This is a genomic window from Streptomyces sp. NPDC091416, assembly GCF_044756845.1.
Classification (GTDB): domain Bacteria; phylum Actinomycetota; class Actinomycetes; order Streptomycetales; family Streptomycetaceae; genus Streptomyces.
In genome coordinates this window covers 18,594-37,985 of record NZ_JBIVTU010000023.1, presented here as the reverse complement: position 1 = coordinate 37,985, position 19,392 = coordinate 18,594, and the positions used below count along the sequence as shown (strand labels likewise).

Annotated in this window: 16 protein-coding genes and 2 pseudogenes; 8 read left to right on the top strand and 10 right to left on the bottom strand. The window is 66.3% G+C overall.

Annotated elements, in window-relative coordinates:
* Positions 1-395: 395 nt before the first annotated feature.
* Together ACIQMX_RS39210 and ACIQMX_RS39205 are read left to right on the top strand one after the other, a co-directional pair.
* On the top strand, positions 396-1,457 hold the full coding sequence (locus ACIQMX_RS39210) for a Dyp-type peroxidase (protein WP_402485610.1): 1,062 nt from the start codon (positions 396-398) through the stop codon (positions 1,455-1,457).
* Between the two features lie 676 nt (positions 1,458-2,133).
* Positions 2,134-2,927: pseudogene (locus ACIQMX_RS39205) on the top strand (IS5 family transposase); the annotation flags it as partial.
* A gap of 32 nt (positions 2,928-2,959) precedes the next feature.
* Here the strand turns inward: ACIQMX_RS39205 and ACIQMX_RS39200 are convergent.
* A complete protein-coding gene (locus ACIQMX_RS39200) occupies positions 2,960-3,361 on the bottom strand; it encodes a hypothetical protein (RefSeq protein WP_402485607.1) in 402 nt (133 codons plus the stop codon).
* 1,369 nt (positions 3,362-4,730) lie between these two features.
* Between ACIQMX_RS39200 and ACIQMX_RS39195 the strand changes: the two genes are divergently transcribed.
* The 3 genes from ACIQMX_RS39195 to ACIQMX_RS39185 all read left to right on the top strand — a co-directional run bounded on the left by ACIQMX_RS39195 (position 4,731) and on the right by ACIQMX_RS39185 (position 7,633).
* On the top strand, positions 4,731-4,994 hold the full coding sequence (locus ACIQMX_RS39195; protein ID WP_327170101.1) for a helix-turn-helix transcriptional regulator: 264 nt from the start codon (positions 4,731-4,733) through the stop codon (positions 4,992-4,994).
* A 155-nt stretch (positions 4,995-5,149) separates the two neighbouring features.
* The gene (locus ACIQMX_RS39190; RefSeq protein ID WP_402485603.1) at positions 5,150-6,016 is read left to right on the top strand and encodes a DUF6083 domain-containing protein; all 867 of its coding nucleotides are present in this window, start codon (positions 5,150-5,152) and stop codon (positions 6,014-6,016) included.
* 150 nt (positions 6,017-6,166) lie between these two features.
* Positions 6,167-7,633 carry a UvrD-helicase domain-containing protein gene (locus ACIQMX_RS39185; RefSeq protein ID WP_402485656.1) on the top strand — a complete coding sequence of 489 codons (1,467 nt, stop codon included), beginning with the start codon at positions 6,167-6,169 and terminating at the stop codon, positions 7,631-7,633.
* Between the two features lie 53 nt (positions 7,634-7,686).
* Here ACIQMX_RS39185 and ACIQMX_RS39180 read toward each other — a convergent pair.
* Both ACIQMX_RS39180 and ACIQMX_RS39175 read right to left on the bottom strand, forming a co-directional pair.
* Positions 7,687-7,941, bottom strand: a pseudogene (locus ACIQMX_RS39180) (DUF6207 family protein).
* 119 nt (positions 7,942-8,060) lie between these two features.
* On the bottom strand, positions 8,061-8,192 hold the full coding sequence (locus ACIQMX_RS39175) for a hypothetical protein (protein ID WP_402485600.1): 132 nt from the start codon (positions 8,190-8,192) through the stop codon (positions 8,061-8,063).
* A gap of 672 nt (positions 8,193-8,864) precedes the next feature.
* Here ACIQMX_RS39175 and ACIQMX_RS39170 point away from each other — a divergent pair.
* Positions 8,865-9,440: a hypothetical protein gene (locus ACIQMX_RS39170; protein ID WP_402485598.1), complete on the top strand. Its 576-nt coding sequence runs from the start codon at positions 8,865-8,867 to the stop codon at positions 9,438-9,440.
* Between the two features lie 259 nt (positions 9,441-9,699).
* On the top strand, positions 9,700-11,040 hold the full coding sequence (locus ACIQMX_RS39165) for a hypothetical protein (protein ID WP_402485595.1): 1,341 nt from the start codon (positions 9,700-9,702) through the stop codon (positions 11,038-11,040).
* Between the two features lie 36 nt (positions 11,041-11,076).
* Here ACIQMX_RS39165 and ACIQMX_RS39160 read toward each other — a convergent pair whose 3' ends face one another.
* The 3 genes from ACIQMX_RS39160 to ACIQMX_RS39150 form a co-directional block, all read right to left on the bottom strand.
* Positions 11,077-11,466 (bottom strand): DUF6193 family natural product biosynthesis protein, encoded by a 390-nt coding sequence (locus ACIQMX_RS39160; RefSeq protein WP_402485592.1) that lies wholly within the window; start codon positions 11,464-11,466, stop codon positions 11,077-11,079.
* 15 nt (positions 11,467-11,481) lie between these two features.
* On the bottom strand, positions 11,482-11,808 hold the full coding sequence (locus ACIQMX_RS39155) for a hypothetical protein (RefSeq protein ID WP_402485589.1): 327 nt from the start codon (positions 11,806-11,808) through the stop codon (positions 11,482-11,484).
* Positions 11,809-12,004: 196 nt separating this feature from the next.
* A complete protein-coding gene (locus ACIQMX_RS39150) occupies positions 12,005-12,679 on the bottom strand; it encodes an HNH endonuclease family protein (protein WP_402485585.1) in 675 nt (224 codons plus the stop codon).
* A gap of 608 nt (positions 12,680-13,287) precedes the next feature.
* On the opposite strand from ACIQMX_RS39150, the gene ACIQMX_RS39145 reads away from it, so the two are divergent.
* The gene (locus tag ACIQMX_RS39145) at positions 13,288-13,764 is read left to right on the top strand and encodes a hypothetical protein (protein WP_402485582.1); all 477 of its coding nucleotides are present in this window, start codon (positions 13,288-13,290) and stop codon (positions 13,762-13,764) included.
* A 109-nt stretch (positions 13,765-13,873) separates the two neighbouring features.
* Here the strand turns inward: ACIQMX_RS39145 and ACIQMX_RS39140 are convergent, their stop codons facing one another.
* The 4 genes from ACIQMX_RS39140 to ACIQMX_RS39125 form a co-directional block, all read right to left on the bottom strand.
* Positions 13,874-14,107, bottom strand: coding sequence for a hypothetical protein (locus tag ACIQMX_RS39140; protein WP_402485579.1), 234 nt, complete (start codon positions 14,105-14,107; stop codon positions 13,874-13,876).
* Positions 14,108-14,383: 276 nt separating this feature from the next.
* Positions 14,384-14,734, bottom strand: coding sequence for a hypothetical protein (locus tag ACIQMX_RS39135; RefSeq protein WP_402485577.1), 351 nt, complete (start codon positions 14,732-14,734; stop codon positions 14,384-14,386).
* A gap of 275 nt (positions 14,735-15,009) precedes the next feature.
* Positions 15,010-17,088 (bottom strand): LamG-like jellyroll fold domain-containing protein, encoded by a 2,079-nt coding sequence (locus ACIQMX_RS39130; protein WP_402485574.1) that lies wholly within the window; start codon positions 17,086-17,088, stop codon positions 15,010-15,012.
* A 601-nt stretch (positions 17,089-17,689) separates the two neighbouring features.
* Positions 17,690-19,273: an FG-GAP repeat domain-containing protein gene (locus ACIQMX_RS39125; protein ID WP_402485571.1), complete on the bottom strand. Its 1,584-nt coding sequence runs from the start codon at positions 19,271-19,273 to the stop codon at positions 17,690-17,692.
* Positions 19,274-19,392: the final 119 nt, after the last annotated feature.

Genomic DNA, 19,392 nt, shown 5'->3' with positions numbered 1-19,392 from the left:
CCTCGTGAAACTCTCAGATTCCATGTGAAATTGCGTAGTAGTCGCGACTGGATTAGCTGGGTGTTGGTCACATGATTAGAGGAGTGGTGTATGCCCAAAAAATTGACACGAGGAGGTATAGCTGAGCTCTATAGCGCGACACGTCTATTCGACCTTTCGACGGCAAGATCAGCCAGTTCATTTCCTCTTTCTGGCTGCCAAGCGGAGGTAGTTTCACTTCTCCCCTTGGCTTAGGTGCTCAATAGAAGGAGGTATTGTAATCGTGATGGGTGGCCGACCTTGTACTGCAAGAGTCCTTTCGAGCATTTCGGAAGGGATGTGTTCGATGATTGATGAATTTTACCTATCTGCTAGCTAGGTAATTCCGACTTTTGGGGGGTTCGTTGAGGCGGCGAATGATAGTAGCTGGCTCGGCGGCTGCGGGGTTGACAGTTGTTGGGGGTGGGGTTTTCTTTGGGCGCCAGGCTTATCGCAATGCGGCGGAGGTGGCTTCCCTGAACCGACCCCATTTGCGCGGGATCGTGCCAGCGCCCCATGCGGTGTTGATTGCCCTGCAACGACGTAGCCAGAATGTCGAGGTGAGGCAACGGGAGTTGCGCCAAGTGGTTTTCGAGGTGCGGGCGGCAGGGGCTCATGGGCAGGACGCTTGGCTCGGGCTGGGGTCCGGACTGTTCCGGGGAAGAACGGGCGCCCCGAGGCAGTTGACCACTATGCCGGGGTTCGCCGGCGACGTACTCGATCCAGCACAGTCGCACGGAGACCTACTAATCCAGATCGCCGGGCGAGATGGCTCCGATGTACGCGCGGCTATCGAGGGGGTCTTGAGGGGTCTGCCTGGCTGGCGGTTGCGCTGGCGCATAGAGGGATTCCGGGCTGAGAACAGGGTCAAGGATGGGCGCGGGCTCGCGCGCAATCCGTTCCATTTCGCTGATGGATTCGGCAATCCTGACAATAGGCGCGGAATCGCTGACCGTGTTCTGGTGCGGGCCGACCAAGGCGAGCCCGATTGGGTCGTCGGTGGCAGCTACCAGGTCATCCGTATAGTTCGCTTGGCGACCGAGTTGTGGGACAAGGACACTATCCACGAGCAGGAACGCATCATCGGGCGTAGGCGTGACGGGCGGTGGCTCGACGGCACGCCCAGCGATGAGGAGCCGAACTTCGCCGCAGACCCGAAGGGCAAGGCAACACCTCTGGATTCGCATGTGCGGCTCGCAGCGCCCGACCGCCGCAACCCACCACCTGTCGTCCGCCGGAGTTATAGCTACGACCATGGGAACGGCGACACCGGGCTGATTTTCTCCTGCTTCCAGCGGGACCTGGCCAAGGGGTTCGAAGCCGTACAGAAGCGCCTTGAAAGCGAAGCTATGGCCAAGTACCTGCTCACCACCGGCGGCGGCTACTTCTTCATCCCCCCTCCGGGTGACGCCTGGATCGACGCGGCATTTGAATCCTGACGGTCTTCCAGATCTGCATCGTCACCGACGGCGCGGATGGCAATTTTGGCGACACCGAGCGCTCGGTGGTTCGCGAAGCCTGCTTTACAGTCGGCATCTTACGTAACGAACTCGATCGCAGACGTGCATACGGTGCTGTGCAGACGCCGCACCGCCACCTCGTCTCCGCCCGGATCGCCCGCGTCGGTCGACGCTCGTGCTTCCACCTATTCGAACGCCGCTGGTATTTAGTGAGGGGGATTACTGCACCGTTTCAGTTACCTGTCCGGTTGCAGCATTGATGGATCTCTGGGTGGGGTGCTGCATTCTGTTTCCAGCGGATCTCGCGAAGGGTCGAGGCCCTACAGGAGCGGCTGGAGGACGAGGAAAGTGCGTACTCACCATTGGAGACGGGTTCTTGACCTCGCCGCCCGGAACCGCATGGAGAGATGCTCCGTTCAATTCTGATCCTACAGGCGGCACCTTTTCAGGATATTCATCCGACTCGGGTAGATGTGTGCCCGCGCCCTTTTCCTCCGTCCAGTCGTAGCGGCGTTGGCTCCGCCTGATCGGGTCATGAAGCGGGACCTTCAACGGTGGGTTCTCGCGGTGTCGATGTCCTGAGCTCGTAAAAGGATCTTGCTGAGCAGACCTGGTGGGGCGTGACCGTTGTGACGATCCGATCGTTCGGGTGAGTGTGACGACTCGACCGTGGATCGTGGATGACGACTTGTGGGCAGTGATCGAACCGTTGCTGCCGCCCCGGCCCGAGCAGTCGCCGGGGCCGAAACCGGTGTCGGACCGGTTATGCCTGCAGGGCATCCTGCACGTCCTGTGCCAAGACATCGCCTGGCAACTGTTACCGCTGGAGCTGGGGTTCGGTTCCGGGCAGACGTGCTGGCGGCGCTTGGACCGTTGGCAACAGGCAGGGGCCTTCACAGAGTTGCACCGGATCCTGCTCGCGAAGCTGAACGCGGCCGGCAAGCTGGACTGGTCACGCGCCTGCGTGGACGGCTCCCACGTCCGCGCGAAAAAGGGGGTGCCGCCACCGGTCCGTCGCCGGTCGACCGGCGCAAGACTGGCAGCAAGCATCACCTGATCTGCGACGGACGTGGCACCCCGTTCAGGGTCATCACGACCGCGGCGAACGTCAACGACATCACCCAGACCCTCGCCCTGGTCGATGGCATCCCAGCGGTGGCCGGGCGCGTTGGCCATCCCCGCAAGCGCCCCGAGGCGGTCCTGGGCGACAAGGCGTACGACTCCCGGGCCGTCCGTCGCGAACTGCGCACACGAGGGATCATGCCGGTGATCTCCCGCAAGGGCTCTCCGAACATCAAGGGCCTGGGGAAGCTCCGCTACGTCGTCGAGCAGACCTTCGCCCTACTCCACCAGTTCAAGCGCTTGGCCGTCCGCTGGGAACGGCGCCCCGAACTCCATGACGCCTTCGTCTCGTTGGCCTGCAGTCTGATCGCTGGAGGCGACTGGAGAAGCGCCAATCATGATCACGCCGCTAGCTTTAACTACAGCTCACACCACTCACCCAGAGCACTGACCGCTTGCGTATGCGAGAAGTAGTGCACCAGGTTCCACGCTCGATCGATATCCAGGACGAAGTCACCCGTGAACGTGACGAGGTCGTCCGTGATCGGGACTTCGATCTCGTCACCCGAGGGCACGGTGCCGTCTCCTGCGAGCAAAGACGTCCGCTCGGCGTCACTCATCAGATGGACGACCGCGTGATCATCTCGGAAGGCCAGGGTCAGCACAGGGAACTCCCTGTTCGGCAACCGAACCTCGATGTACCCCTGACCACGGGAACGCAGGTCATTGAAGCGGCCCGACAGGTCCTCAGCCCCTGAATCTGTCTCAACCGGAGAGAACAGCCCCGACGCCGGCAAGGTCCCCACCCACACAACGCTCATCCAGCTCCCCTTCTGCACAGGTCATCGCCCACGACCCAGGGCCACGCTCCCACGACCCACCACGACATGACGACCGGGACTGGATCGCATGATCGTGTTACGAGCTCTTTGCTGCAGGTTGAACGGTGGAGGGATGGCCCCTTCGCCTCTGTTGACATGCAGTGGTGTGAGTGATGGTCCACGTCAGGTCGCCGCTCTGCCGGCTGTGCGACCAGCGCTGGAGGACCTGCGAGTCGACGAGCAGGTTGAGCTCGTAGTGCAGTTGCTCTGGAGAGAGGCTGGTTGTTCGGTAGAAAAGACCTTCCTCGGCCAGTGCGTGAGGGCTGTCGGCGGAGAGATGGGCGGCGAGGGTCAGTGCGAGGAGACGGGAGGCTGGCCTGGTGTTACGCAATTTCAGAGTGTGACAGGCACGTAGAGCCCAGTCCGCGGCGCGGCAGCGGCTGCTTCGCCCAGGCGCCTGGGTGAGGAGCGCGGGGTCTGTCAGGTATCCCATGAATCCCGAGCCTGCGCGAAGCGGGGCGGAGGAATCGCAGTGCAACCAAGCGGCTTCTTCCAACTCCGCGCGAGCGGTTGCGTGAACGCCTGTCCGCATGCCCCGGAGTAGGCCCGTAGGGATATGTACGCGGCCTGTCGATGTGGAGCGCAGGGCGCACTGCAGGGCCAGCAGGCGGGCTGACGGGCTGGTCTGTCGGGGGAGTGCGGAAGCGAGGTAGCTGAGCATCTCGCGGACGCGGACCTGCTCGGACGGCCCTTCAGGCCCGCGCCTGTCACCCATCCGGGCCGAGACCTGTGTGGTGTGCGTCGCCGATGCGGTGTTGAGGTCGGTGTCCGGAACGACCGCGGCGTGGGTCGTGGCTGCTGCGCAGGCGGCGCAGATGTCTGCGAGACGCCAGAGCCGGCCGCCTTGCTCCCGGGTGAGGACGAGTAGGACAGGCCCCGCACAGCCGCGGTGGCGGGGGTGCCAGCGGCAGCCGTGCGGATGGCACTGACAGGTGCGCAGATGCGGGGGCAGAGCGTCGTGACGTGCATGCCGCGCGAGATGGGCCAAGGCCTGGCGTGCCGCGGCCCGTACGGATGGGCTGCCGGGCGGGCACTGGGGGCAGTGAAGGACCGGCCCTCCTCGCTCGGGGCGCAGTTCAACCGTCCAGGTGCGCCGCACCGCTGGTTGCGTCGTGCAGAGCCTCATCTGATGTGTCTTTCTCCTGATCTTCGGCGAGCTCGGTCCCGCGTGCTATCCCGCTGGGTGGGGGAGTGGGGTGGCGGCACACCGTAGTGCAGACCTTTGCCCTGCGTGGCGGTGTGGCGACCTGCAGAAATAGGGCAGAGGTCTGCACTGACAGGTCGGGGGTCTGCGCCTTCGGATAATGAAGTGACGATCTTCCCGCCCGACCCGAACCTCACCGCCCTCCGGCTGGAGCTGGCACGACTGAGGAGCGAACGCGGCTGGACCTACGACGAGCTCGCCGCCCGAACCGGCCTGGCCAGGCGCACGCTCATCGAAATCGAGCAAGGCCGCACCATCGGATCGCTCAAGACCTGGCACGCCATCGCCCACGCCCTCGACGTGCCCGTGGACCATCTCATTGCACGCCTCTGCGAAGGCCATCAGCCGCCGACCGAACCCGCCCCTTAGCCCCCGCTCCCCGGACTGAGAGATCACCCGATCCAGTCGCGGGCGGGAACCTCCGTTCGGGAAACCGTGCAGGCGTTCCGCGATGTTGAGCCATCTGCAGGACACCTCGGCACGGTTCCCGCAGGTTCGGTGTGTCGCCTGCGACCTTCACCGCCATGTGCTCCGCCACGACCTCACCAGGTCACCGCTGGGACGGCACTCCTGCCCGTTCCCCACGCCTGCGCTCCCTGCGCGTCGCCCACGACAGCCCCACCCGCCTCGTCCGAAGCGCCCAGCCCGGCCGCTGCCGCGACTGCGGCAACCGCATCGACTACTTCCCCCACACCCCCGCGGGCCATGACACCACCGGACGTGTCGCCAGCCTCCACCCGCACGAACTCCCTGCCAGCGCCGTTCCCGCCCACCTGCGCTGGCACGTCAGCTCCGGCACCGCCCACCCCGCCCACGACGGCACCCCCTGGTGCCGCATCCCGCACACCGCCTTGTGCCCCGCACGACACGCCCCCGCAGCACCCACCCCCCAGATCACCGCACTACGCCGCCACCTCGCCCTGCACACCCGCCGTCTGATCAACAACGGCACCTTCACCGCACACCCCGCCCCGCCGGCACCCGCATGGAAGCCCGCAGCCGCCGAGCAGTGCCGGCCGGCCAGACCAGTCGTACAGCTCCTGTGCGTCCGATACCTCGCCATGCATTCGGTCGACGCCATCCGGTGCGTCTCGCAGACCCGCCAACGCCGACGCTGCACCCGCACGGTCCTCGACACCAACACCCCTGCCGGAGTCTGGACGCTCCTGCCCGCCGCACCCCCCAGCGGCCGCCAATGCGCCCTTCCCACCGGCCTGATGGCCGTCTACGACCTCACCCACCTGCCCTACAGCGAGCAGCTGCGATGGCGCCACCAGCACTGCCCCGACCACACCGCATCAGGGGCCGCCGACCTCGCCCTCGCCGAATGGGAACCCTTCGACCCCCTACTGCACCACCAGCACATCCACACCCGACCCCACAGGGCCTGAGCCCGTCCCCACTCGGCTCTTCTCCGCGACCCTTCCCGCACCCGTTCTGCAACCAACAAACGGGGCCCCTCACCCGTGCGGCCTCATTCCCCAATGCCGCCGCCGGCCCCGGCCCATCCCTACGCGCTCGATCAACGGAGACTTCCCGTGCTGACCCCGACCGATGAACAGGCCGCCGCCGCCGACCACTTCCACAACGGAGAGCACCTCACCCTCCAGGCAGGCGCAGGCACCGGAAAGACCAGCACCCTGGCACTCCTTGCGCACCGCTCCCGCCGCACCGGCCGCTACCTCGCCTACAACAAAGCCATTGCCCAGGACGCCGCCACACGCTTCCCCTCAACCGTCACGTGCAAGACAGCCCACGCACTCGCCTACGCCGCCATCGGCCACCGCTACCGCACCCGCCTGAACGCACCCCGCCAGCCCAGCTGGAAAACCGGCCACGACCTCGGCATCACCAAAACCATTCGCATCGGCGACCGAGACCTCACACCCCGCGCCCTCTCCTACGCGACCCTGCGCACCGTCACCCGCTTCTGCCACTCCGCAGACCCAGCCCTCGCCGACCACCACGTCCCACCCCTGCGCAGCCTTGAAGGCGCCGTCGACCACGGCCAACTGACCGCAGCAGTGATGCCCTTCGCCCGCAAAGCATGGTCAGACCTTCAGAACCCCGACGCTGGCATGGTCCGCTTCGGTCACGACCACTACCTCAAAATCTGGGCACTCACCGAACCGAAAATCCCCTCGGACTACCTTCTTCTCGACGAAGCCCAGGACACCAACCCCGTCGTCGAGCAGATCTTCAACGCCCAACGCAACCACGCCCAGCTCGTGATGGTCGGAGACTCCGCCCAAGCCATCTACGGGTGGCGCGGCGCACGCGACGTCATGGCAGCCTTCCCCGGCACACGCCTCACCCTGACCCAGTCCTTTCGCTTCGGCCCCCGCCTCGCCACCGAGGCCAACCGCTGGCTCGCCATCGCCGACGCACCCCTGCGCCTGACCGGCAGCGACACGATCCCCACCACCCTTGGACCATCCGAACAACCCGACGCCATCCTGTGCCGCACCAACGTCGGCGCCATGCGCGAAGTCATCCAACTCCTCGAAGCAGAAAACCGGGTAGCCCTCACCGGGGGAGGCGAATCCCTGCAAGCACTCGCCCGCGCGGCAGACGACCTCAAAACAGGCCGGCGAACCTCCCACCCCGAACTCCTCCTCTTCCCCACATGGGGCGACCTCCAGGACTACGCAGGAAACGACCCCGCCGGAGGAGACCTCCAGCCACTCGTCGACCTGGTCGACACCCACGGCACCGACGCCATCCTCAATGCAGTCCACCGCCTCGACCACGAGGGCACCGCCGACATCACCGTCTCGACCGCCCACAAAGCCAAAGGCCGTCAATGGGAGACCGTCCAGATCGCCGCCGACTTCACCCCGCCCCGCGACAGCGACAAGAAGGACGACAATGGGCGCCCCGTCCCCGGACCCATCGACCCCGCCGAAGCCCGGCTCGCCTACGTCGCAGTCACCCGCGCCCGCCACCAACTCGATCTCGGCGGACTGTCATGGATCAACAACCACCCCGACGGCACCCCCACCACCTGACCCCGCGCCGCACCCGCAGCGCCACCGGGCGCCCGGACCCGCCACTCTGGCCTCTACAACTGGGCACCGGAACGCCGCGTGTCCACGTAGATGCGGGCCCTGACCCCGGGCACTCCAGGAATCCTCCGTACGACAGTCACACCGGACGTTGCCCAATGCCGGTCGAGGACCGCCATCACAGTGTGGGCGGTCTCTCAATGCTGCTCGAGGGAGGCCATTACCAGACGCGCGGTTGCCTCGTCGGCCGCGGTGATGTCGAGGACGACCAGGCCTGGTTCCTGCACGTGCTGTGGATCGATGAATTCCATGGCTGTACGACGAGTGGCCAGCTGCAGAGTTGTGCTCGACGGCCGGTTTCCGTTCGTACGAGCGACCCCGACTACGCCCCTGCCGCGGGAAAGGCGACTCGGCTCCGTGCGGGCAGTGATCAGTCCCACCAGCTTTCGTCGGCGTGCCAGCGTTGCACCCATTCCAGGAACCCGGCCGCTTCCGGCATCGGATAAGGGTAGGCACCGACTTCGGAAAGCACCCAGACCTTGCCTCGCTGGGGACCGGTCACGACCAGGACCCAATAGCACGGCCCGTCGTCGGCGCCAAGCACGACCGAGCCGTTGCTGAAGACGTCGGCTACGCGCTCGTGATGGCCGACAGCCAGTGGTTCACCTTCCCAAGCCCAGGCTTCTCGAAGGGGGAACGACGCGCCAGGGTCGCGGTCCCTGTCGTACGGCTAGTGGGGCGGGAGCCATCCCAGAGGCAGGAGCCCTCCGTCCTGCGGCGGTCCCAGAGACGACCCGTTGCTGATCTCCGCGATCAGACTCCGGTACGGCTCCGGAAGCACGACCCTGTGCTCGGCTTCCCAAGCCGAAACACCATCGTGTCCCAAGGCCGGCTCACGCCACTGCGTCTCAAACGCGGAACGCAGAAACTCCAGCGTGGCCTCGGACGGGTACTGGTCAGGTGATGTGGTTGTCACGGCAGCATGCTTACAGAAGCGACTGACAGACCCAGTGCGGGGTCACTGCGCTCGAACCTGCGGGCGAGAGTCCGGTCCTGCTGCCGGGGAACTGCGCGAACATCGACACCACGGCCAGCGCAGCGCCGCCACTCTCTCCCAAACCCGTCGCAGGATCTGCCGTTCACCACTTCGAGGGTTCACCGTTCACCGCACTGTGGGCTGGTGCATGGTCAGAGGGGAGTCATTGTATTCGGGTACAGGAGTGGGGTGGGCGCGATGTGGCAGACCGTAGAGTTCGGCGCCGCGCATGAAGGGCGGCCGGGCGCCGTCCTGGCCGACGGCACGGAGCCGAAGCCGGTCTACTTCGATACCGGCAGCGGTGGTCACGTGCACCAGAGCAGTGACTGGTGGATCTACGACGGAACACTGCGCGCACCCCTGGCCGCCCACCTGCGGGCGTCATGCGGCTGCGGATGGCGGGGCGAGACGCGTTACCCGCTGGACTGGGACCAGGTGGACCGCCGCAGCCCGGACCTGTTCGACACTACCGGCCCCGAAGAAGACTGGGACCAGCACATCAGGGACGTAGAAGCCCGCGCCGTACCGGTACCCGACGACCTTGCCACCCTCATCGAGCAGATCGAACGGCGCCTCGGGAACCTGGCCGGCGACGCGCCCCTCGCTGCGTTGAGGGCGATCAGTCGCCTCGAACACACCATCACCGACGCCGGCCGAACGGCAGCCTTCCACGCAGAGGCTGGGACGAGGGACGGATCCGTAATCGGGCCCGGACTCGGCCTGCCCGAACGTGAGGCCCGTCAACGGCTGCTCCGCTACACGCTCCACCGCTGAGGGAACGCAGGGCCATTCTCAGCGCGGCTGAGTCTGAGGCCCGTCACCCGCGGGGACGTTGTGGCACCCAACTCCGTGCGACTCCGTTGTGGACAGGATGGCGGAACTCCACTCGTCAAGGGCCCCTCAGCCGCTTTTCGAGTGGCTTGGTTCGGGCCGATCCGGGCACGTTGTAGCCGATCGGCTTGCTGAGCGACCGGAGATCCGGTGTGCCGTCGGTCTCTCTGTGGCTGTCAGTGGGCGGTCGTAGGCTCAGCCCGTGAATATTGATGATCTTGAGTGGCAGTCACGGGGGCTCGGCGGATACCCGCCCGTGTTGGTCGACCTGCTGGTAGAGCGAGGGCACGTAGAGCTGCTGGTCCGGGCGGCTTCAAAGGGGGCGTGGTCCTGCGCGACGGCGGCAGCGCGCCAGCTGTGCAAGACAGCCGACTTCGAGCGGGCTCTGGGCGTGCTGGAGCCGTTTGTCGAGCTTGGCTGGGAGCCGGCACGCTGGGCGGCTGCCGACATTGTGCTGCAGGCCGGGCGGATACAGCAGGCGCTGGACTGGGTCCGCCCGGACGATATGGGACTGGCGTCGGAGCGCACGTGCCGCGATTTCGCGGAGCTGCTGGTCAAGGCAGGGCAGGTGGATGAGGCAATCGCCGTCCTCACACCGCACCTGGACCGGGCGTGGCCGCTGTCCGTCCTGGTCGAGCTGACCGAGGGACAGAACCGGGACGAGCGGGTCCTGGAACTGCTCGCGCCGCGAGCCGAGCGAGTCCGCAGCGTCCGCGGTGAGGAACGATGGGACCTTGAGACCAGCAATGCGCAGGACCTTCAGGCCCAGGTCCTGGAACGGGCGGGCCGCGCGGATGAGGCCGTCCGAGTACTCGGGGCAGACGTAGCAGCCGGTCGCTTCCTGGTCCAGAACACACTCACCGCCTACGCCGAACTCCTCCAGCGCAACGGTCGCATGCAGGAGCTGCACGAGCTGGGCACCGGGGAGCACGCGCAGGTTGGCTTGCCGTACTACGCTAGGGCCCTCGAAGACCAAGGCCGTGCGGATGAGGCCGAGACGATCCTGCGACGCTTCATCGCGGCCGACGAGTGGGACCGCTTCCGCTGGCCATTGATCGAACTGCTCGGGCGCCAGGGCCGCATCGAGGAAGCCGTCGAGGTGGGACGACCCACGTTCGACCACCACGACAACTGCCTTCTCGAGAGCGTGATCCACCTCCTTGCAGAGGCCAGGCGTTTCGACGACGCCCTGGACATCCTCGACGAGCGCGATCCCGAATACATCGACGAGCACCCATCCTGGTTCCACACGAACCGGATATGGCTGCTGGGTGAGGCAGGCCGGAACGAGGAAGCCCTCGCCTACGCCGCGAAGCTGCCCACGGACCTGTACGGACTGACATCCAGCACCGCATGGATCCTGGAGCAGTCAGGACGCGTCGAAGAGGCCCTTGACCTGCTCCAGGCAGATCCCGACGTGGACGCGTGGGAGGCGGCCGCACTCCTCATTAGGCACGGACGCGCAGACGAAGCGATTGACAGCATGCCCTCCATCGCCGAACTCCGCGCAGCCAGCCGGTGGGGACAGCGGCGGCCAGGGTGACAGCCAGGCCGCTCACTTGCAGCCCCAGCACAGTCTTCAACATCGTGGGAATGCGCCGTCGGGAAGACCCTCGAGAATGACCACCACGGTTTCAGCCGCAGTGCCCAGTTCGTGCAGCCGCCCGTCGGCCAAGCGCACCCGGTACCGGCCGCTCCCGAGCGGCATGGCTCGCGGCAGATCGTGACAGATGGGCGGCGCGGCCCGGCGGCTGAAGGTGAGCCAGTGCATGCTCCGTCCCGGCGACAGCACCCGAAGCCGCTCGTGCGTGAAGGCGGCTTCGACGAGGTCGTGCAACCCCGTGTGCGGTGCGCACGCAGCGGCCTCGCGCAGCTGGCTCCACCGCACCGGCACAGCCTCGCCGCGCTTGTGAGCCCTTGCCAGCTCCCAGGTCCGCAGGAAGGGCCACTGGGCGATGAGTTCGCCCACTCGCGGCCGCTCCAGCTAGGAGTGCAGCGCCCCGACAACCTGGGCCAGATCCGGGGTACTCCCGGAAGCCATGCGGACGCCGCCGGCCCAGCAGTCGACGATGAAACAACGTTCATCGAGTGCCAACAGGACATACGCCGAGTGGCTGTCGGATTCCACACGCACGGCCACATGGCGCCAGCCTGGTGAGGACGTCAGCTCGACTACGAGCCCGTGGCCCGCATCTTCGGCCACCTCCTGCAGAGCGTTCTGCAAGGAACCCGCCTGGGCGACCTCGGGATAGAGCATCACGTAGTCCTGCATGGGGCCGTTCGGCGCCGCGCCACCGGGAAGCTCGTACATATCATCAAGTTTGCCAGGACGGGCTCGGCCGAGGGCCGCGGGCAGCCGCTCTCGACGAGCGGTCAGGACCGGTTGACCGTACGGTCGGTGTGGGTGCCCTGACAGGACGGCATTCAGGGTGGGCCCTGCGGTCACTTCGCACGTACGCAGGGCCCCCTGCCGCCCGGATGGTGGGGAATTCAGAGTTGCCGGCCTGCTACTTCCCAGCCGCAGCTGCCGGCTCGTACTCAACGGTCTGCTGCCCACAGTCCGAGGCGAGCTCGGTCAGCGCCTCGACCTCAGGTGAATCTACGGTCAGCCCCCAGCGGAGCTTCGTTGAGACCCAGTCCGCAGCGTAGGTGCAGCGCGCGTCGGCCAGCGGCGGCAGCCAGGTCGAAGGGTCCTGATCGGCCTTGGAACGGTTCGTTTTGGCAGTGACAGCCACCAGGGAGCGTTCGGCCCCGAGGTCGTTCGCATAAGCCTCACGTCGGGCTGCAGTCCACTGCGAGGCACCGGAGTCCCAGGCCTCGGCAAGCGGGACCATGTGATCGATATCGAGACCCCCGGGTGCGGTGAGGGTGACGCCGTCGTAGTACGAGTACCACTCACCTGCAACGATCTTGCACCCCGCCTCAACGGTGACGGGGACGAGCGACTCTGCTTCGAGTACCTCCTGCCTCGTGTTGCAGGAGTCCTTGTCCGCATCGACCCAGTGCTTGAACTTCGTGCGCTGGTAGCCGTCGCGGGACTCGGCTGCGAGCGGCAGCTGCTCAATCGCTTCGGTGAGCGTGAGGACCTCGGCCGGGGCCTGGGCGTGGGCAGGGGCGACGACCAGCAAGGGAAGGACAGAGAGCGCAGCGGTGGCAAGGACCTGCGCGGACAGTTTGATCATGAAGCCTTGGTACCGGCCACCATCAGCGGCAGGACGGAGAATCGCTGCGCCGTCACCCGGGGGAGTGGGAAGTCGTACAGGATGCGCGCAGAAGCGCCGCCGCCCCGGAGAATGCCGGGACCCTGCCCGGGAGCAAAGGCTCCGAGGTCGGCGTCGCCGACACCAGGGCGGTTCGCTTACAAGGGTGGCTCTAAGCAGGTCAACCGCTGGAGAAGCGCTTCGAGGGCGGCGGATGCCGGCCGGAAGGTTGTGCGGGTGGAGAAGCCAATTCCGTAACTGTCCGACGCACTCTTGATCACGCCACCTCCCCCTGAGCCCCGCCTGATCTCCATGGCCGGACAGGATGAGGTCACCATCCACCTGCGGCCCGGAGTGGTGTCTCCTGCGCGGGCTCGGTACTCAAAGGATCCACTGTGCTTCATCGCCGGACAACGCCCCTGACTCTCGTGCTCTTGGGGCTGATGCTCTCCGCGTGCTCCTCGAGCCAGTCCGGACCACCAAAGAGCGGCCCGCAGGTAGTCCGCGATCGGCTGGCCGCAGCCAGCGACGCCCCGTACTCAGCCGAGCTCAGAGCCATCACGCAGTCCGGGTCCAGACGACTCCAGCTCATGGAGGGACGGGTCAACCTCAACGCACCCTTCACAGGGCGCACAACAGACACAACCGAGCAGTACACCGAAGACGTCGTGATCACCCGCCAGAAGGTGTACCGGCGCGCCACCAAAACGCACGGCACATGGCAACAGTTCCCCGCTTCGGTGGCTAAGGGGGGCATACCCACCGACCGGCTCCCGCAGTACGTACGGCTCATGCTCGCCCACAGCACCTCCGTACACCAAGGCGGCGAACCTCTACGCGTATCGGCCCGCCTCACCCCGAAAGACATCGAATCAGTCGACAGGACCGTCGGGCACAACCTGCGACCCGCCACCACCATCGACGCAGATGCATGGATCGACAACCAGGGCCGAGTCGTACGCGTACGCCAGAAGATCCACTTCGCGACCGGCCCCGACATCGAAGCGACGATCACCTTCACCGACTTCAACAACCCCACACCAGTAAACGCACCCGCTGCACAATGAACACCAGCCAGCCCACTGAGCGACCCGCTGCGCCACGCGGCCGGGTGTTTGGCGGGGCCGGCTTCCATCTCCTGTGCAAGCGCGTCCTGCTCTGCTGGTGAAGCACGGGTCAGCCAGCATCATCAAGGAGCCCGAGGCCTTCCGGGAACCCTTCCAGGAACTCCTTTCGCGCGGGGTCGGACTCGGCTTCGGTCAGACCGATCAGTTCGCTGCGTTGATCGCTCGGTAGCGTGCTGACCAGGTGGGTGACACCCTCCAGGACCTTGACGGCATCGGCCGGATCCATCTGCTCGTCGTCTTTGCCCTCGATGAACCACAAGACATCGACCAGAGCCGCGGTCAAGGCGTGAGTAAGAGACGAGTACACGGGCATGAATGCGGTCTCCCAGCAGGTCACGGCAGCAGAGTCCGGCCATCCCACCACATGCCCCTGACATCCCACTCAGTCAGCCCTCCACGGAAAGTGGAAGGTGTCCAGCGCCTGCATTTCGTTTGCACCATCACGCGCCTGGACCTCGGGCCCGCTGCTCCTGAGGTCGGGTCCGTCAGAGGAGAGTGGTTGTGGCAGCGGTCTGCCCGTGGCCCTGAGGTTTCTGCATGTCCGTGTCAGCAGGGGCGCTCATGGCAGGTACTTGCGCACGTCGATCCAGGTGCTGAGCTGGTCCTTCGTCGGTTCTGACGGGATGAGGTGCACCAACTGGTTCACGTGAGCCGTCATGTTCTTGTGCCGCCGAAGTTCACCGATCCGTTCTGCCAGGAGGTCGTGCCGGCCGGTGGACAGCGAGAGGGCCCGGTCGGGGGCGAGGATGAGCACGGCCAGCGTGTCGGCGGCCAGCGCCTCGGGGTCCCAGTCCGGGTCGGTGGCGGCGCCGACACGCTGGATGATCCAGGTGCAGAGCGCGAAGTTCTGGCAACTCTTTCGGGCATCGTTCCAGGCCGTGCCGCCGGGAAGCCGCTCGTTGGCCTTCAATGACAGTGGGGCCCAGCGCAGCCGAGCGCTGTCCGAATCACCGCACTGTAGGCGCGGGACTGGGCGATCATTCTGATGAGCTCCAGCTCGTGGCCGTCCTGGGCAGTGCAGGCGCTTCCTCGCGTCCTGGTAGGAGGACGGCACTCTTGGCTCCTCTCTGACCTGCTGCTGGAGGAAGGGATGCCGTCAACACCGGGCCCGTTCACTGCGCTCACCCTGGTACTTCCGCAGGTCATTGCCCAAGAATTGGTTTGCAGGGGCGGTACCCCCGCCGGTCACTGTGCCGAAACGGTGAAGTGGCAGACTTCAGCCGTCGGCGACGGGGCGAGAGCTCCGTCGGCCGTTCTGACGTACCAGCCGTACTTGTGACCGGCGAGCAGCTTCGGCTGGACTGAGACCACGCCCTTTCCAGTCACCGGGCCGCTTGCGGAACCCGGGCCGCCCAGCCGGATCGGCTGGGGCTGTTGTGGGTCGGTGTTGTCCCAGATCGAGAACTCTGCCCAGACTTCGAGGGAAGGATCGGGATGGGCGATGTAGGCGGTCAGTTTTGGGGTGGTGGTGGAGACCGTGCCGAAATCTCCCGCCGTGTAGCTGCCGGCGTGGCAGCCGGGGCCCTTCTCGTCCGTTGCGGGGGCGGTGACGGTCTGTGTGGGAGCGGCGAGCGATCTGGCTGCCGAAGCGGCCTGGGCCGAGGTCATGAAGTAGTCGAACACCTCGACCGACTGGAGGGAGCCCTTCCAGAAGGCGTTCGAGTGCCCGGAGACCTTGTCCCGGCCTACGGTGAAGTCGCCGGCGGTCTGCCAGGTCGTGGGGTGGTTGGCGGAGCCAGCAAGCACGCCGTCGACGTAGAGGGCGACGGTCCCGCTCAGTGCGTCGAACGTGCCCGTGAGCCGGGTCCAGCGGCTGGGTACGGCGGCTGTCGCGGAGATGGCCTGGTCCATGTCCCAGGTCGCGCTGTCGGCCTTCGGTAGACCGAACCGCCATGTCCTGTCGGGCTGGTTGTACCAGAGCATCATGCCGCTGATGACAGTCCCGTCCTGAGCCAGCACGACTGCGGTGCCCGCGTCGGGCTCGACCTTGGCCCAGGCGGACACGGTGAAGCTCCGCGTGGTGTCCACCACAGGACCGTCGGCTGTGATCACCCCGGACAGCCCGTCGAATACCGCGGCTCCGCCATGGTCAGTGGTTCGGCCGACGCCGCTCGTGGCAGTGCCCGTATGGTCTCCAACTTCCTGGAGGGGCCAGTTCAACCGTGGCCCTCCGCGGAGCGTGCCGAGGAGCGGAGCGTGGTCCGAGGGGGCGTTCGCGACGCAGGCGGACCCGGTGGCCGTGGTACAGCCGGGCTGGGCGGACTTGGAGTAGTCTGCGCTGTCCGCCAGCCGAGTCAGTGAGTCACAGGCGCCGAACCCGGCGCTGGCGAAGAGGTAGTCGATCTTCGAGATCTGGGTCGTGCCTCTGACCAGAGTGCCGTCTGTCGCCGCTGACCACTGGTTCGTTACTTTGGTTGTCCCGTTGACCATGTCACCCACGTGGTAGGCCTGCTGATCACATTCAGTCATGGCCCCGTAGAGCGGCTGCAGATTGTTCCGCACGCTGGTATTGAAGTCGCCGCCCAGGACCACCCTTCCGAAGTCGGCGACCTGACCGGCGACGGTGTCGATCTGGGCCTGGTAGGCCACGGCAGCTTCGTCGGGCTGCAGGGAGGTGTCGTAGTTGGTGAGGTGCGTCGTACACAGGTGGGTTTCCCAGCCGGTGACTCCGGCGCAGAGCACCTTGCCGCGATTCTGCTGCGGGCCCGCTGGTACCGGCAGTGGCGTCTCACGCGACCAGTTGATGTCACCCTTCGCCAGGATCGCCACACTCACGTCGCCCGACAGGCTGCCCCGGCAGGCGGAGTCTCCGCCGGCGCGGGGAGTGGAGGCCGAAACAGCCGACCAGGTGGCCCCTGTCTCGGTGAGCAGGCCACGTATCTGATCGAGCTGGCTGGCGCCGCGGGTCTCGTCGCTGTGCAGGGCCCCCGCGCAGACTTCCTGGAGCAACACGGCATCCAAGTCCTCCTGGAGTACGAGGTCGGCGATCTCAGCCGCCTTCTTCAAGGTGTTGCTGTCATCGGCCAGCCGAGTATTGCGCTCCGGGCAGTATCCCGCGGCCCAGGGGCCCGCTCCTCCGGCCTCGCCACACACGTTCCACGTCATCACGCGCAGCGGTGCGGCGGAGTAGGCGCTCCTGCCTGTGTCGTTGTCAGGTTCAGCTTCCACACCGGCTGCATGCCCGGCCGTCGCTCCGCCGAGGAGAAACATGGTGACCAGTAGCTGGGCGGCCCTGTGCCACGGGTTGGGTCTCTTGATTCTCATGCGGGAACGATATGCAGCGTCGCGGCTCGCCGTTCGACCGGTACTCGTGCCATCTCGCTGGTGCCGGAGCGGCGAACTGACACGTCCGCGACGCCTGAGGCGCGGTGCACGGTACGCCGCACCGTCTGGAGATGGCGCGCAGCAGCGGCGTCGAACCGTGAGGCCATGTCGCTGCGGAGTCCCACCAAGGTTCGGCTCCGGGACCACTGGCCGGCCGACAGCCCACGAATCCCAGACTCCGGCGCTGGCGTTGTCCAGCCGCTGTTCTTACGGATCTGAAATCTTCCTGGACCGGCTCATCGCCTCAGTTGGTTCACCAAGTGAACCAACTGAGGCACAACGGGGTTGTTCATTGGCAGGGGTCAGACCTGTCGTCGATGGAGCAGGCCATGCTCGCGAGCGAGAGAGGAACATGGTTGCCAGGCTCGGCGTGCTGGGTGTCGGGCTCCCCGGTGTCGAGGAGGAGTCTGCATACCTGGGTTTCGGAGGTCTGCGCGCTCAGCAGCGTGCCAGGTTGTGCGGCCACCCGCGGCTATGAGTTGGGCTGCCTGTGGTGAAGAGGTCGCCGGGGCAGCCCTTGAGCGTGTGGTCGTTCGTTGGTTCAGTTCAGGGTGTTGTAAGTGTTCCAGCCGCCGCCGATTCTGGTGCGGGCTGCGAAGGGGGCGGCTGCCTTACCCGTGCCGCGGTAGAGCCACAGCGTTCCCGCTGTGTCGCGGGCGACGGCATCGGGCTTGCCGTCAGCAGTCAGGTCACCGGTGGCAGTGAGCTGGCTGTAGGCGTTCCACCCGTTGCCGATCTTGCTGCGGCTAGCGAAAGGGGCAGCAGCCTTGCCGGTGCCGCGATAGAGCCACAACACCCCACCGGCATCGCGGGCGATCAGGTCGGCCTTGCCGTCTCCAGTCAGGTCGGCGGTGCCCGCGAACTGGCTGTAGGCGTTCCACCCATTGCCGATCCTGGTGCGCGCTGCGAAGGGAGCGGCAGCTTTGCCGGTGCCGCGGTAGAGCCACAGCGCCCCGGCCTTGTCGCGGGCGATCAGGTCGTGGTTGCCGTCGGAGGTGAGATCACCGGCACCGGTGAGCTGGTTGTAGGTGTTCCAGCCGCCGCCGACGCGGACCTTCGCCGCGAACGGGCCGTAGCTCTTGGCCTGGTAGTACCACAGGGTGCCCGAGGCATCGCGGCCCACGAGCCCGCCGACGAGCTTGTCGGACGACCACGGTGCCAGCTTCGTGAGGACGTTGTAGCCCTGCCATCCGCTGCTCACAAGGCTGCGCGAGCGGAACGGCGTAGCGCTGTTGCCGGTGCCCTGGTACAGCCACAGTTTCCCGACGGCGTCACGGGCCATGACCGAGTACCGCTCCCGCACGGGAAGCCCGTCGACGGCGAAGGCAGCGTCTGCCGTTATGTCGTCCTGCCCCCAGGAATACACCTGATAGGCGGCGTGGGCCTCGATACGCCAGCTCTCCGTTCCCGGCGCCGAGGTCAGCGTGTACGTGATGTCGGTGTCACCCGGCGTCACCTCGCACGCGACCAGGAGGACCCCCTGGGTCAGCGAATCGCTGCGGTGGGTACAACTTGCGGATTTCCCTGCCGTTACCGACGTGACGCGGATATCGACCCCGTGGCTGTCCCATCCGTACTGCTTGGGCGCGGGGCTGAACCACAGCTTGAGGTGCCCGCCGTCGACCGCGTGGACACGCAGCGTCTGGGGCGACGCCTTACCGGCCTCGATGTGAGGGGTGTTGAAAGCAAGAGTGTTGAGGGCGACGTGCTCGGGCCGCTTCACGGTGAACGTCCCGGCTCCGTGCGTACGGTCGGCGGGCGTCGCGCCGGCGGTCTGCGCGGCCTGAACAGCGGCGGTGAGATCAGTGCCGGCCGGTGCGTAGACAGCGCCGTAGTAGCCCATCGTGTCGTGCGCCGTGTCCGCGGCGATCGTGACGGCCGGAGCGGAATGGTCACGGTCGCCGCCGACACGGCACAGGTACACGGCAGTGACCTGCGGCGCGGGCTTGCACACTTCCTGGGCCCCGAAAGCGAGTCCCGCTGGCAGGCCTGCGCCGTCACCTGCAGGGCCGGTCAGCGGCTTGGTGGCGAATGCGTAGACCATGGTGCCGTCCAGGGTGGGTCCGGACATGGCAGCGTTTGCCCACCAGCCCCCGTCCGACGGCCGCAGGACGACATTGTTCACGTGGACGATGGGGAGGTCCTGGGCGCTTGCGGGCCCTTGAGCGACACCGGTGGCGGCTGCCACGAGCGCACTGATGGATCCTCCGACGGCCGCTACGCGGCCGACGTGCTTGCGTCTGC